Annotated in this window: 14 protein-coding genes; 3 read left to right on the top strand and 11 right to left on the bottom strand. The window is 65.7% G+C overall.

Annotated elements, in window-relative coordinates; translation table 11 throughout:
• Positions 1 to 75 precede the first annotated feature (75 nt).
• Positions 76 to 993, bottom strand: coding sequence for a LysR family transcriptional regulator (locus tag J0I79_RS32140; RefSeq protein WP_292869261.1), 918 nt, complete (start codon positions 991 to 993; stop codon positions 76 to 78).
• Between the two features lie 143 nt (positions 994 to 1,136).
• Here J0I79_RS32140 and J0I79_RS32135 point away from each other — a divergent pair, with 143 nt between their 5' ends.
• Positions 1,137 to 1,775, top strand: coding sequence for a DsbA family protein (locus J0I79_RS32135; protein WP_292869257.1), 639 nt, complete (start codon positions 1,137 to 1,139; stop codon positions 1,773 to 1,775).
• Positions 1,776 to 1,816: 41 nt separating this feature from the next.
• A complete protein-coding gene (locus tag J0I79_RS32130; RefSeq protein ID WP_292869254.1) occupies positions 1,817 to 2,428 on the top strand; it encodes an NAD(P)-dependent oxidoreductase in 612 nt (203 codons plus the stop codon).
• On the opposite strand, the gene J0I79_RS32125 is transcribed toward J0I79_RS32130, so the two are convergent.
• The 9 genes from J0I79_RS32125 to J0I79_RS32085 all read right to left on the bottom strand — a co-directional run bounded on the left by J0I79_RS32125 (position 2,429) and on the right by J0I79_RS32085 (position 12,152).
• Positions 2,429 to 3,232 (bottom strand): hypothetical protein, encoded by an 804-nt coding sequence (locus J0I79_RS32125; RefSeq protein WP_292869251.1) that lies wholly within the window; start codon positions 3,230 to 3,232, stop codon positions 2,429 to 2,431.
• A gap of 152 nt (positions 3,233 to 3,384) precedes the next feature.
• Entirely contained in the window at positions 3,385 to 4,464 is a 1,080-nt protein-coding gene (locus tag J0I79_RS32120) for an ABC transporter ATP-binding protein (RefSeq protein ID WP_292869248.1), read from the bottom strand.
• Positions 4,461 to 5,261: an ABC transporter permease gene (locus J0I79_RS32115; protein ID WP_292869245.1), complete on the bottom strand. Its 801-nt coding sequence runs from the start codon at positions 5,259 to 5,261 to the stop codon at positions 4,461 to 4,463. Before J0I79_RS32115 ends, J0I79_RS32120 begins: the two co-directional genes overlap by 4 nt.
• A 1-nt stretch (position 5,262) precedes the next feature.
• Positions 5,263 to 6,123 (bottom strand): ABC transporter permease, encoded by an 861-nt coding sequence (locus J0I79_RS32110; protein WP_292869242.1) that lies wholly within the window; start codon positions 6,121 to 6,123, stop codon positions 5,263 to 5,265.
• A gap of 59 nt (positions 6,124 to 6,182) precedes the next feature.
• Complete coding sequence (locus J0I79_RS32105; protein WP_292869239.1) at positions 6,183 to 7,187, bottom strand: ABC transporter substrate-binding protein; 1,005 nt, start codon at positions 7,185 to 7,187, stop codon at positions 6,183 to 6,185.
• Positions 7,188 to 7,246: 59 nt separating this feature from the next.
• Positions 7,247 to 8,719, bottom strand: coding sequence for an aldehyde dehydrogenase (locus J0I79_RS32100; RefSeq protein ID WP_292869236.1), 1,473 nt, complete (start codon positions 8,717 to 8,719; stop codon positions 7,247 to 7,249).
• Positions 8,720 to 8,744: 25 nt separating this feature from the next.
• Positions 8,745 to 9,782, bottom strand: a complete 1,038-nt coding sequence (locus tag J0I79_RS32095; RefSeq protein WP_292869233.1) for an LLM class flavin-dependent oxidoreductase — start codon at positions 9,780 to 9,782, stop codon at positions 8,745 to 8,747.
• Complete coding sequence (locus tag J0I79_RS32090; RefSeq protein WP_292869230.1) at positions 9,779 to 11,572, bottom strand: alpha/beta fold hydrolase; 1,794 nt, start codon at positions 11,570 to 11,572, stop codon at positions 9,779 to 9,781. The genes J0I79_RS32095 and J0I79_RS32090 overlap by 4 nt, the downstream gene beginning before the upstream one ends.
• Positions 11,565 to 12,152 carry an amino acid synthesis family protein gene (locus J0I79_RS32085; RefSeq protein WP_292869227.1) on the bottom strand — a complete coding sequence of 196 codons (588 nt, stop codon included), beginning with the start codon at positions 12,150 to 12,152 and terminating at the stop codon, positions 11,565 to 11,567. Before J0I79_RS32085 ends, J0I79_RS32090 begins: the two co-directional genes overlap by 8 nt.
• A gap of 134 nt (positions 12,153 to 12,286) precedes the next feature.
• Here J0I79_RS32085 and J0I79_RS32080 point away from each other — a divergent pair, with 134 nt between their 5' ends.
• Positions 12,287 to 12,961, top strand: a complete 675-nt coding sequence (locus J0I79_RS32080; protein ID WP_292869224.1) for a GntR family transcriptional regulator — start codon at positions 12,287 to 12,289, stop codon at positions 12,959 to 12,961.
• Positions 12,962 to 12,984: 23 nt separating this feature from the next.
• On the opposite strand, the gene J0I79_RS32075 is transcribed toward J0I79_RS32080, so the two are convergent.
• Positions 12,985 to 13,676 (bottom strand): AAA family ATPase (locus J0I79_RS32075; protein WP_292869221.1); only part of this gene is annotated, 692 nt, incomplete at its 5' end.

Raw genomic sequence — 13,676 nt, 5'->3', positions numbered from 1 at the left:
GGGAATTGGCTCCCAGCAGAAACAGACCATGTAAGTTATTGCTGACGCTCGAAGCGAATGGTCGCAACGTTCCTCTCACACGACAGCGATGCCGCGTGAACGCCGTTTTTCGGCGGCCGCGAGCAGGTCGACGAAGGCGCGTACCTTGGCGGGCCGGAAGCGGGCCGGCGGGAACACCGCGTGTATGCCGCCGGTCGGCAAGGTCCAGTCGGCGAATATCCGCACCAGTCGGCCCGCCGCGATATCCTCATCCACCGCATAGTCGGGAAAGATACCCAGGCCTATGCCGGCGAGCACACAGGCATAGGCCGCCGGGCTCTTGTCGCAGACAACGACCGGATTGAGCTCGGTCAGCACCGTTTCGTCATTCCTGGAGAACAGCCACTGGCCAATGCCGCGAAGCTGGCTGTTGCCAACCCAGGCCAGCGCTCGCGCCTGGCCGGGATCGACGTTGCGCGGCAGGCCGGCGGCGAAGGCCGGGCTCGCCACCACGATCTGCCGTATCGTGCCCAGGCGCCGCGCCTGGTTGGAAGAATCGGTGAGCCAGCCGACCCGTATGCCGAGATCGATCTGTTCATCCACCAGATTGCTGACCGCGTCATCGAAGATCGCCTCGACACGCATTTGCGGATAGGCCTTGAGATACGCTGCCATCACCGGCGCCACCATCCTGGTGCCGTAGTCGAGCGGCGCGGTCAATCTCAGCATTCCGACCGGCTCGATCGCCCCTTGTGAAATCTCGCCATAGGCGGCCTCCGCCTCGCGCAGGATGATCACCGCGCGGTCATAGAACAGCCGCCCTTCCTCGGTCGGGGTGACGCGCCTTGTCGTGCGCCGCAGCAGCGTCGCTCCCAACTCCTCCTCGAGCTTGCCGATCTGGTGGCTGACTACGGCCTTGGCGACGCCGAGCCTGTCCGCGGCCGTGGTGAACGAGCCGGTCTCCATCACCGTGGTGAAATAGGCGAGGCGGTTGAGGTTCAGGAGCTCAGCCATGGCTACCGATATTGTCTGATCTGATTACACAGTTTGTATTATTGGTGGCCATTTATCGCAAGGTCACACCCTGCCACATATAGCCCAACACATTTGACAGTCAGGCCGCTGCCCCTCCGGGGCGCCAAGGACATCAGGCAATCATGCGCACTTCTGACGTGACTTACCTTTTCGACCCGCTCTGCGGCTGGTGCTATGGCGCCTCGCCTATGCTGGACAGGCTGGCGGCTGCCGGCATGCGCGTGGAGCTCTTGCCGACCGGGCTGTTTTCAGGTGCCGGCGCGCGGCCGATGGATGAAGGCTTTGCCGCCCATGCCTGGGCGAATGACCAGCGCATCGAGCGCCTGACAGGACAGGCTTTCACACAAGCGTATCGGCAGAACGTGCTCAACGTGCACGGCACGCTTCTCGACTCCCGTGCGGCCACGCTCGGCATCACGGCCGCCGGCCTGGAAGACCCCGCCCGCAGGCTGACCGCGCTGAAGGCGATCCAGCGGGCGCGCTATGTCGACGGCCGCGATATCGTGACGTTTGCCGGCGTTGCCGACGCGCTTGCCGATGCCGGCCTGGCGGATGTCGCCGCCATGCTGAGGGCACCGGATGAACATCTGCTGGCAGCCGACCGCGAACTGGTCGGCCGGGGCCGCTCGCTGTTCCAGCGCCTGCACGCCAATGGCGTGCCTTCTCTCGCTGTCATCAGCAACGATATGCCCCGGCTCATCGGTTCGAACGCGCTGTTCGGCAGTTTCGACAATCTCGTCGCCCATATCGAAGCGGCCTGATCCACCCGCCAAAGCCCCCCAAACAGGAAACGGAAAAAGACATGGCAAAAGTTGCTCTTATCGGCGCCTCGGGCGCCGTCGGTTCGCGCCTTCTCAAGGAGCTTTCGGACCGTGGCCATAAGGTCACCGGCATAGCCCGCAGCCCGGAAAAGATCGCGGCGCTGCCCGGCGTGACCGCCAGGAAGGGCGATGTCTTCGACGGCCAAGGTCTCGCCGACCTGATCCGCGGTCATGACGTGGTGATCAGCTCGGTGCATTTCCTGGACAGCGACCCCGACACGCTGATTGCCGCGGTGCGTGCGTCGGGCGTGAAGCGCTATCTCATTGTGGGCGGCGCGGGCAGCCTCGAAGTTGCACCCGGCAAGCGGCTGGTCGACACCCCTGAATTCCCCGCGATCTACAAGGCCGAGGCACAGAAGGGCGGCGACTTCCTGGAAAAGTTGAAGACCGTCAGCGACCTCGACTGGACCTTCCTGTCGCCGTCGGCGCTGTTCGTTCCCGGGGAGCGCACCGGCAAATTCCGTCTCGGCAAGGACACGCTTCTGGCCTCGGACAAGGGCAGCAGCATTTCCTTCGAGGACTACGCCATCGTCATGGTCGACGAGATCGAGAAGCCGGCGCATGTCCGGCAGCGTTTCACGGTCGGTTACTGATCAGACGGCAGCGGCCCGGTCTCGGTCGAGGCCGGCCGATGCCAGGCGCATCAAGGCCTCGCGGACGCCGACGCGCCGGTAGGTCTCGGTGACCAGGCCATCGCGCCGCAGTTCCTGGCGGCGGCGTTCGACGAAGTCGCGTTCCTCGCCGGTCAAGTCATGCTCGCGCTTGCGCAGCCATTCCTGGTAGGAGGTGTCGAGTTCCTTGACCGGCTTGGCCGCGGTCGAAACGGAAGCCGGCCGACTGTCGGTGTAGCGTGGCCGTAGCGCGCTGTTCGGGTTGTATTCGGTTCTCCTGTCCTTGCCTGAGATGACGAGGTCAGGATTCGAGACACGCCCTGACGGGTCGTAGACGAAAGCGGAAGCGATGCGGTCGAGCGCCGCATCGACTTCCTTCGGCCGATGCACGACCTCGCGCGGCGCACGATCGGGAACGGCAAGCCTCGTGATGCCGCGATCGTTGATGGCATCGAGAACCTCGCGATGATCGCGCGAGGTTATGATCTCGCGCCGCGCGGGCCAGAAATCATAGGGTGCGTGCGCGCCGTATCCCTTGCCGATGTGGAAGGCGTAGATCTCGGGATAGACCGTGAGTTCGCCGCGACGGCTCGGCTTGACGTCGTAGAAGGAGGTGATGGCGATCTGCAGCAGATGTGTGGCGCCGATGCCGCCGAGCGCATCGTCGATCACCAGTCCGAACCGGTCATGCTGGTTCCAGTCCGGCAGGGCCTGCGCGATCGATGCCGGTTTTCCATCGATCTCGACGTCGAACATATCAGCTTTCAACAATGTCACGACATGCATGGGCGCGCTCCTGACAACGGGCCAGTCGATTCGGCTGGACTTCATCAGAACAGGTGCGACAAGGCTTGTCAGCCCGGTATCTGAACCAGGCGCGTCCATTCGTTTCGGAATGCCTCGCGGATTCGGCTGCGGGAGACGGAAATGTCGCGCCCTCAGGCTGGAAACAGGAACGCCGAGGCGGGGTCGAAATAGATGCGTTGACCCGAGCCGGCGGCCGCGCCGGCGGGATCTATCGTATCCGAGGTTGGCCTGACGTCGATTTCGTCCCCGCTGGCGGTACGCGCCAGGACACGGCGGCGGTCGCCGAAGAAGGCGGTATCGACGATGTCGACGGCAAGGGCGGCGCTTGCCGGTCCGGGCGCAAGGCTCAATGCTTCCGGGCGCACCATCAGCCTGACCTTCTGGCCCTTGCTGAATGCCTCCGCCGCTGTCAGGCCGGTGACGATCGAGCCGTCCGCCAGCCGCACCGTCGCCGCGCCCGCGGCGGTTTCCAGATGCTCGGCGGGAAGGAAATTCGAATTGCCGATGAAACCGGCGACGAACTCGCTGGCTGGCCTGACATAAAGGTCCTCGCCGGTGCCGATCTGCTCGATGCGTCCCTCCTTGAACAGGGCGATGCGATCCGAGAGGTGGAGCGCTTCCTCCTGGTCGTGGGTGACATAGAGGATGGTGACGCCGGTCTCGCGATGGATCCGCCGGATCTCGGCCTGGATTTCCTGGCGCAGCTTCTTGTCGAGCGCCGACAGCGGCTCGTCCATCAGCAGGATCGGCGGATCGTAGGCGAGCGCGCGGGCCAGCGCCACACGCTGCTGCTGGCCGCCCGACAGCGCGCCGGGATGACGGTCGGCGAAATTCTCGAGCCGCACCAGCGCCAGCATGTCGGCGACCTTGCGCTTCACCTCGGCGTCCGGCCGGCGCCGCACGCTCAGCGGGAAGGCGACATTCTCGGCCACGCTGAGGTTCGGAAACAATGTATAGCGCTGAAAGACCATGCCGATGTTGCGCTTGTGCGACGGCACAGCCAGCAGGGACTTGTCCTCCAGCAGCACGTCGCCGGAGGTCGGATCCTGAAAGCCGGCGATGGCGTAGAGGGTCGTCGACTTGCCGGAGCCGGACGGTCCGAGGAAGGTCAGGAACTCGCCCCTGGGCACCTCGATGGTGACGTCGTGGACAGCGACGAAGGCGCCGAACGTCTTTCTCACCGCGCGTATGGACAGGAAGGAACGGGTCATCTGGACAGTTTTCTGCGAAGGAGTGCGGTCACGATCATCAGGCACAAGGTGAGGCCGACGAGCAGGCTGGAGGCGGCGGCGACGACCGGGCTCAGATCGGCACGCAGGCTGCCCCAGATCTTCACCGGCAAGGTCTGCAAGGTCGGGCTCGCCATGAAGATCGCCACCACGACTTCGTCCCAGGAGGCGAGGAAGGAGAAGATGGCCGCCGAGAAGATGCCGATCCGGATCGACGGCAGTGTGATCCTGAGCCGGGCCTGCAACGGGCTGGCGCCGCAGACGATGGCGGCGTCCTCGATGGATTTGTCGAAGCCTTCAAGTGCTGCGGTGATCGGAATGATCGCGAAGGGCAGCGCAAGGATGGTGTGAGCGATGACGAAGCCGATCGTGGTGCCGGCAAGACCGATGCGCAGGAAGAAGGCATAGATGGCGATAGCGAAGACGACCACCGGCAGCACCATCGGCGTCAGCAGCAATCCGCGCAGCAGCTGGCGTCCGCGAAATTCGCCCCGCACCAGGGCGAAGGAGGCGAACAGGCCGATGACGACGGCAAGCACGGCGGACATGGCGGCGATCCTGGCGCTGGTCAGCGCCGCATCGATCCAGGTCGGGTCGGCAAACAGCTGCTCATACCATTTCAGCGTCCAGCCGGGCGGCGGAAAGGCCAGCCAGCGCGACGAGCCGAACGACAGGAGCACGATGAAGACCACCGGCAGAAGCAGGAAAGCGGCGACCGCCGCGGTGAAGCCGACAAGCGCCACGCGCAGCCATCCGAGCCTGTCATAGTCGAGCAGCATGTCAGAGCCCTCCGCCGGTGCGTCTGGCGCCGACGAGGCGAAGCTGGAGCGCGTAGAGTGCCATGGTGATGACGAGCAGGACGAAGGCGGCGGCGCTGCCGAGACCCCAGTTGAGCAATGACTGCACCGTCTGGGCGATCATCTCGGCCAGCATCATGTTCGACGTGCCGCCGAGCAAGGCTGGTGTCACGAAGTAACCGAGCGACATGACGAAGACCATGAGGCCGCCGGCGGCGATGCCGGGCAGCGATAGCGGCAGCAGGATGCGGCGGAAGGCCTGAAACGGGCTTGCGCCGCACAGGGCGGCGGCGCGCAGCGTCATCGGATCGATCGCGCGCAGCGTGCCGACCAGCGGCAGGATCATGAAGGGCAGCATGATGTAGACCATGCCGATGGTGACGCCGGCCAGATTGTTGATGAGCGGCAACGGCTCCTGGATGATGCCGAGCCCCATCAAGGTCCTGTTGATCACGCCGGTGCGCTGCAGCAGCACCATCCAGGCATAGGTGCGGGTGAGCAGGTTGGTCCACATCGACAGGATGATGATGCCGAAGACGATCGAGCCGTAGGCGGGCGGCATGATCGCCAGCATCCAGGCGACGGGGAAGGCGACCAATATGGTGACAGCGGTGACGACTGCGGCGACCAGGAAGGTGTTGAGGAACACGCGCACGTAGGTGCCGCTGCCGAACAGGGCTGCATAGTTCTGCAGGCCCGGCTCGGGATCGGTGACGCTGCGCAGCAAAAGCGCGACCACCGGCACGATGAAGAACAGGCCGACCAGCAGCAGGGCCGGCAAGGCGCTGCCGCTGCCGGCCGTCAGGCCGGCAATCGAGCCGCGTCTGAGAGAACTTCCTTGCATCGAGCGGTCCTGTCCCGAGACGGAGCGCGCAAGCCGCGCCCCGCCGGTCTGCAGTGAGGTTACTTGGTCTGCCAGGCGTACCAGCGCGTGGCGATCTCGTCGCGATGTTCGGCCCAGTAGTTCATGTCGAGGTTGATCTGGCCGTCGACATGGGCGTCGGGCAGGCCCTTGACCACCTCGGCGGGCATCTCACCCTTGGCCTTGGTGTTGATGGGCGCATAGCCGCTCGCCTCGGCGAACTTGGCCTGGCCGGTCGGGCTGGTGGCGGCGGCCAGGAACTTCATCGCGCTGTCCTTGTTCTTGGCGCCTTTCGGCACGACCAGCACGTCGGCGGCGGTGAGGTTCTGGTTCCAGGAGACGCCGACATCGGTGCCGTCCTGCTGCAGGGCGAAGACACGGCCGTTCCAGAGCTGGCCGAAGGTGGCTTCACCGGAAGCGATCAGCTGCTGCGACTCCGCGCCGCCGCCCCACCAGACGATGTCCGACTTGATCGTGTCGAGCTTCTTGAAGGCGCGGTCGAGGTCGAGCGGATAGAGCTTGTCGGCCGGAACACCGTCGGCCAGCAGCGCGATCTCGATCACGCCCGGCGCCGACCATTTGTAGAAGGTCCGCTTGCCGGGAAATTTCTTGGTGTCGAACATGTCGGCCCAGCTCGCCGGCTCACCGGAGACCGAGCCCTTATTCCAGGCCAGCACGAAGGAATAGTAGAAGCTGCCGACCGCGTGGTCGTTGCTGAAGCGCGGGTCGAGATCGGCCTTGGGCACGACGGCAAAGTCGATGGGCTCCAGCAGCCCGTCCTTGGCGGCCTTGATGGCGAAATCCATTTCGACGTCGACGACGTCCCAGGTGACGTTCTTGGCGTCGACCATGGCTTTGAGCTTGCCGTAGTCGGTCGGCCCGTCCTGCAGCACCTTGATGCCGGAGCTGGCCTCGAAGGGCGCTGCCCAGGACTTGGTCTGCGCTTCCTGCGTGGTGCCGCCCCAGCTGGTGAACACCATTTCGTCGGCTCGTGCGGCGGTTGCCGCCAGCAATCCGGCAAGCAGGCCGGTCAGGATCAGTTTCATGTCATTCTCCTCTGTTGGTCTGTTCTTGTTTTTCTCAGTGCACCTTCGCCGTGCCGTTCTCAGCGCATGACGAAGGGATCGGGGATCGGATCGTCCGAGGTCTTGATCCAGACGGATTTCGAACGCGTGTAATCCTTGATGGCGTCGAGCCCACCCTCGCGGCCGAGACCCGACAGGCCGTAGCCGCCGAAAGGAACGAGCGGGGACACGGCCCGGTAGGTGTTGACCCAGACAACACCGGCGTGGATGTCGCGCGCCATGCGGTGCGCCTTGGCGAGGTTCGAGGTGAAGACGCCCGAGGCGAGGCCGAACGGCGTGTCGTTGGCGAGCGCCAGCGCCTCGGCCTCGGTGTCGAAGGCAAGCACGCTGAGCACCGGGCCGAACAGCTCCTCGCGCACGCAAGGCAGGTCGGCGCTGCCGGCATCGATGATGGTCGGCGTGTAGTAGAAGCCGGCGCCGATATCCAGGCGCTTGCCGCCGGTGACCAGCGTGCCGCCCCTGGCAAGGCTTTCGGCGACCACCTTCTCGATCCAGTCGCGCTGACGCTGCGTGGCGAGCGGGCCCATTTCGGTGGCCGCGTCCTGCGGATCGCCGATCACGATCGCTTCGGCCTTGCGCTTCAGCCGGGCAAGGAATTCGTCCTTCACCGAGCGTTCGACCAGTAGCCGCGAACCGGCGACGCAGCTCTGGCCGGTGGCGGCAAAAATGCCTGCGACGACCGCGTTGGCGGCGCTGTCGAGATCGGCGTCGGCGAACACCACGACCGGGCTTTTGCCGCCAAGCTCCAGCGTCGTAAAGGCGAGGTTCTCGGCCGTGTTCCTGACGATGGCGCGCGCCGTCGTCGGGCCGCCGGTGAAGGCGACGCGCGAGACCAGCGGATGGCTGGTCAGGCGCCGGCCACACTCCTGACCAAAGCCGGTGAGAATGTTGACCGTGCCGGCGGGAAAGCCGGCTTCGTGGACGAGCTCGGCAAAGGCGAGCAGCGGCGCCGGGCCATCCTCGGAGGCCTTGAGCACGACCGTGCAGCCTGCGGCGAGCGCCGGGCCGAGCTTTACCGCCGAGAGGAAGAGCTGCGAGTTCCAGGGCACGACAGCGGCGACGACGCCGATCGGTTCGCGGCGGATGGTGACGTCGAGATCCGCCTTGTCGATCGGCACATGTGCGCCCTGGTGCTTGTCGGCCAGCCCGCCATAGTAGCGGTAGTAGTCACCGACATAAGCGATCTGGGCGCGGGTCTCGCGAATGATCTTGCCGGTGTCGCGTGTCTCGAGTTCGGCCAGGCGGGGCGCGTTGGCGACCACGAGGTCGCCCAGCCTGACCAGCAGTTTGCCGCGAGCCGTCGCCGTCATGGAGGCCCAAGGGCCGGAGCGCAGCGCACGGTGCGCGGCCTCTACGGCGCGGTCGACATCGGCTTCGCTTGCCGCCGGCATCTTCGCCCAGAGCGCGCCTGTCGAAGGATCCACGCTGTCGAAGGTGGCCGATGGCTCGTCGAAGCGGCCGTCGATGAAGTTGTAGAACAGAGCGTCGGTCATTGGCTCGTCGATCAAGGGCTTGCGATCAGAGGAAGGCCGGCATCACCCGGTCGATGAACAGTTGCAGCGACTTCTTCTTGCGTTCGTGCGAAAGCCCGCTATCGATCCAGATCGAGTACTGGTCGTAGCCAAGGGCTTCATAGGCCTTCAGCCGGGCGATCACCTCGTCGGCTTCGCCGATCACAAGATTCTCGCGGATCTTGTCCGGCGCGTATTGCGGCATGGCCGCGATCTCGTCCGGCGTCAGCGGTTCCAGTATGCCTTGATGCACCGGCTTCTTGTTCTGGAACCAGGCGCCGAACTGGCAGTAGAAGGTCGACAAGTCCTGGCTGAGGCGGTCGGTGTCGGCCGCGTCCTCGGCGACGAAAGTGTGCATCAGGAGCATGATCTCCGGCCGCTCGATCTCGGGGTGAGCCTCGCACGCGGCGTTGAAGCGCTGCATGAGGCTCGCCACCTCGTCGTCGCCCGATGCCAGCGGCGTCACCTGGACCTTGCAGCCATTGGCAACGGCGAAGTCGTGCGAGTTCGGATCGCGTGCCGCCACCCAGATCGGCGGATAGGGTTTTTGCAGCGGCTTCGGCGAGGACGTCGTGGCTGGGAATTGCCAGAACTCGCCGGAAAGCTCGAAGTCGCCGTCCCAGAGGCCACGGATCGCCGGGATGATCTCGCGCATGCGCTGGCCGGCGCCCCAGGCATCGAGCCCCGGGAAGATGCGCTGGTATTCATAGCTGTAGGCGCCGCGCGCTATGCCGATATCGAGCCGTCCGCCACTGATGACGTCGGCCATCGCCGCCTCGCCGGCAAGCTTGATCGGATGCCAGAACGGCGCGATCACGGTTCCCGTGCCGAGGCGGATGTGGCTGGTTTTGGCGGCGAGATAGGCGATGTTGATGAACGGATTGGGCGAGATGGTGAATTCCATGCCGTGATGTTCGCCGATCCAGGCGGTCTCGAAGCCGGCTTTTTCGGCCATCAGCACCAGCTCCTCGAGCTCGGCGACGAGCTCGGAATGCGGCTTGGCCAGATCGGACCGTTCCATATGCACGAAGAGCGAAAACTTCATCCCTGGTCACCTGTATTCATGGCGGAGAGGTCGGCCCTGGCGAGCGGCCGCACCTCGCCTTCGACCTCGTTGCCGACATAGACGCCGAAAGCGTCCTGCGTACATTCCCTGACATAGCGGGAGAGCATGGAGCGGATCGCCGGATCGGCGATCTTCAAACCGCCGATGTCGTCGATGTCGACCAGCCGGACGCCACGATCGCTGGAGGCGGGCACGTCGAAAGTGCCGCGATAATAGACATGGGTGCGTGACTGGTTTCCGGCGTCGTCCCAGACGGCGTAGAGGAAGCCAAGCTGCGCCTCGATCGCCTTTGCCGCGAGCAATCCCTTGAGGCTTTTGCCATCGCCGGCCGAGCCCAGTCCCCGGCCGCGCGGCAGTTCGAAGCCGTCGGCAGTTTCCAGGAAAAGTATACGGCCGGCATTTTCGAGGATGGCGCCGACATCGGTGCCGGGTTGGGTAGCGGCCAGCGCCTCCTGGCTGAGGCCGGGCGCGATATAGGCGCCCCGGCAATAGCCGAGCGGCGGCGCGGAATTGTGCTCGAAATCGCGGACGCGGCCGATGAGGATGGAATGATCGCCGGCATCGACCAGCCGCTCCATGTCGCAGTCGAAGGATGCGACCGAGCCGTCCAGCACCGGGCTGCCGGTCCGCCCCGGCCGCCACGCCACCGCGGCGAATTTGTCGGCGGCCTTCGAGGCGAAAATGCCGGAGGCGGACTTCTGGTCCTCGTTGAGCACGTTGATGGCAAAGCTTTTCGCGGTCGCGAAGACCGGGTGGCCGAGCGCCTTGTGGGCGATGCAGACCAGCACCAGCGGCGGATCGAGCGAGACCGAGGTGAAGGAGTTGGCGGTGAAGCCGCGCGGTTCGCCTTCCGGCCCGATCGTGGTGACGATGGTGACGCCGGTGAGGAAGGAGCCCAGCGCGCGGCGGAACTCGCCGCTGTCGAAACCGGCATTCGTCGCACTGCCCTGTTCGGCCCTGGTGTCCTCGCCGAGGAAATCGACGATATGGCCGGTCGTGAGCTCGGGAGCGGCCACCGCCATCATGTGCCGTTCACCGGCAAGCACGGTGCAGCGGCCATGCGGCGCCAGGCGCGCCATGGCGGCCGACATGGCCGGCGCCGAATTCCGGTCCTCGGAGCCAGTCATGAACAAGGCCGGCATGGCAAGCCCGGGCAGGCGCCCGGCGTGATCGCTATCGGCATGGGCGAACAGCCGATAGGTGCGGGCATAGCCCTCCGGATCGACCCTGTTCAACGCCGATGCCGTCTTGCGCGCGGCCGCTTCGAGCTCGGCCGGCACAGGATCGCCGAACCAGCGGGCAATGGTCTTGGCCGTGCCGGTCGCATCGCTGCGCCCGGTGAGGGCCGACGCGCGCTGCCGGACGGCCTCGGCCAGTTCCGGCGGGCGGCGGAATACGGCATTCAGCGACACGATGCGGCGGACACGCTCAGGTGCGCGCAACGCGAGCTCCTGGGCGACGAGCGCGCCCATCGAATGGCCGACGACCGACACCTTGTGCAAGCCGAGATGATCGAGCAGGCGAATGGCCTGATCGGCATAGTCGGCCAGTTCCGGGTCCGGTGGCGGCAGTGGCGACTGGCCGTGGCCGAGCATGTCGATGGCGATCACGTCGAAGCTGTCGGCCATCCGCTCGATTTGCGGCTGCCAGATCGCGGCGTTCATGCCGACGCCGTGGATGAACAGGACCGGCGCGCCCGCGCCGGCGCGAATGAAGCCGGTGCCGTCTGGCGCCGTGCCCTGCCGGGCCCATGCCGATGCGTCAGCCATGCAGGTCCCCGAGTTCCTTGAGGTCCTGGTAACGGTCGCCGATGCGGTGGTGCGGGCGGCCGCCGATCGAAGCGCCGAGCGCCACCACCAGTTCGTCCGGCGCCGGCGCGTCGCCGATCTGGAAATGAACCGTCAGGTAATGCGAGCGCCGGCCCTCGTCGTTCTTGTCCATCAGCGGGATCATGACCGGCGTGTTCGGTCCGCCGCGCAGATTGGTGAAGGCAAGATAGGTCTTGGCGCCGACGGCGCGGCGGTAGTGGTTGCCGAAATGCAGCGTGTGGATCAGCGCCGAAGCGTGCTCGATCTCACCTGACGTGCCGCAGATGGCTGCCTTGCCGTAGCCTTCGATCGCCTCGCCGGAACCGGCGATGGCAATGATTTCGCGGGTGAGGATTTCGCCCAGCACCGGCGCACAGGCGCGAACCTCGGGCGACAGGTCCTCGGTAAAGCCGCGTCCGGCCCATGGGTTCGTCAGCACTGCGGCGACGCCGATCAGGCGCAGGGGCCGAGGCGCCGTCTTGCCGCCTTCGATAAGCGTGTTCTCGGTATAGGTGACGATCTTGCGGATGGCGGGCTGCATGGAATCCTCGGGTCGGCGCTGCGGCGGGACCGTCCGATCCCTGTATCATCTTATGGTATACCATGGTATGGAGCGCCAAGTACCTTGTCAACAGGACATGGAATCTGTTTTCGTGGCGGCGCAGGAGACAAGACATGCAGGACGACACGCTTCGCATCGACCGCAGCGCCAAGACCTTGAGGACGCTGGCGCTGGAGCGCATGCGCGAGGCGATCATGGATTTCCACTTCCAGCCCGGCGAGAGGCTGGTCGAGCGGCCGCTCTGCGACCAGCTCGGCGTCAGCCGATCGGTGGTGCGCGAGGTTCTGCGGCAGCTGGAGGCTGAAGGCCTCGTCCAGATGATACCGGGGCACGGGCCGGCGGTGGCCAAGCCGGATCTCGGCCGCACCGACGAGATCTATGAGCTGAGGGCGTTGCTTGAGGGCATCGCGGCGCGCGCCTGCGCCACGTCGGCGACACCAGAACACTTGGCCGCGCTCGAACATGCCCTGGGCAATCTCTTCGAGGCCTGGGCGACCGGCAAGCCGGCCGAGGTGATGCGGGCGACGACGAAATTTTACGAGGCGCTTTTCGATGCGGCCGACAAGCGCGTCGCCTGGGAGATCGTGACCGGGCTCAATGTGCGCATCAACCAGCTGCGATCCATGACCATTCTTTCGACCAATCGTCGCGAACCGGCGATTGCCGAAATGAACGAGATCATGGACGCCATCCGGTCGCGCAAGCCCGACGAGGCGGAAGCCGCCGCGCGCAGACATGTCGAATCCGCCTGGCAGATCGCCCGCACGGCGCTGCGGCCGCCGGCGTAGCCGGCGCCGGAACCCGATGCGGTTCAGGCGTCGGCTGCCATAGCCGCGCACAGCCATGTCGTGATGGCGTCGAAGTCGACCGGCTTCGTCGTGTCGACATCGAACAACGGTCCGCGCCGCAACGGTTCGGCGCGCCTGGCGAGTTCGATCAGTTCAGGGATATAGGCGGCTCCGGGGTGACCGGGGAGACGCTGCCCGAGCCGCGCGCCATAGCGTTCGGCCAGAACCTCGCCGGGCGCGTGGCACCAGATTTCGACGGTGTGTTCGACACCGGCCTTGCGCAAATGATCTTCGAGCACTTGCCGTGGCTGGAAGCCGAACCAGGCATCGACGATGAAAGTGCTGCCGGCCGGAGCGTCGCCGACGAGCGACCAGATCGCCTGATAGCTGGCGCGGCCAAGCGTGCGGTTGAATTCGCGATCGGCGCCTCCGAGCACTTCGAGGAACGGGTTCTTGACCGTGTCGAGCGTCAGCAACGGCCACCCCATGCGGTCGGCGATGCCGCGCGACACGGTGCTCTTGCCGCTAGCGGGAATGCCGTTGACCAGCACCGCGCGCCGGGCGCCTCTCGGCTTGGCGGAAAGCGGTGCCGATGCCGGCGCCGACAGCGCCGCGAGCCCGGCGCCGATCACGCCGGCGTCGTCGCCGAGCCAGGCCGGCTCGACCGGGCATTGATACCACGGCGCCAGCGCCGGTGCGCGGCCGAGGGCCTTGT

The sequence above is a fragment of the Mesorhizobium sp. genome, from assembly GCF_017306585.1.
In the GTDB taxonomy this organism is placed as follows: domain Bacteria; phylum Pseudomonadota; class Alphaproteobacteria; order Rhizobiales; family Rhizobiaceae; genus Mesorhizobium.
Note: the sequence above shows the minus strand (reverse complement) of the source record. Positions and strands in the feature narration are given on the sequence as shown.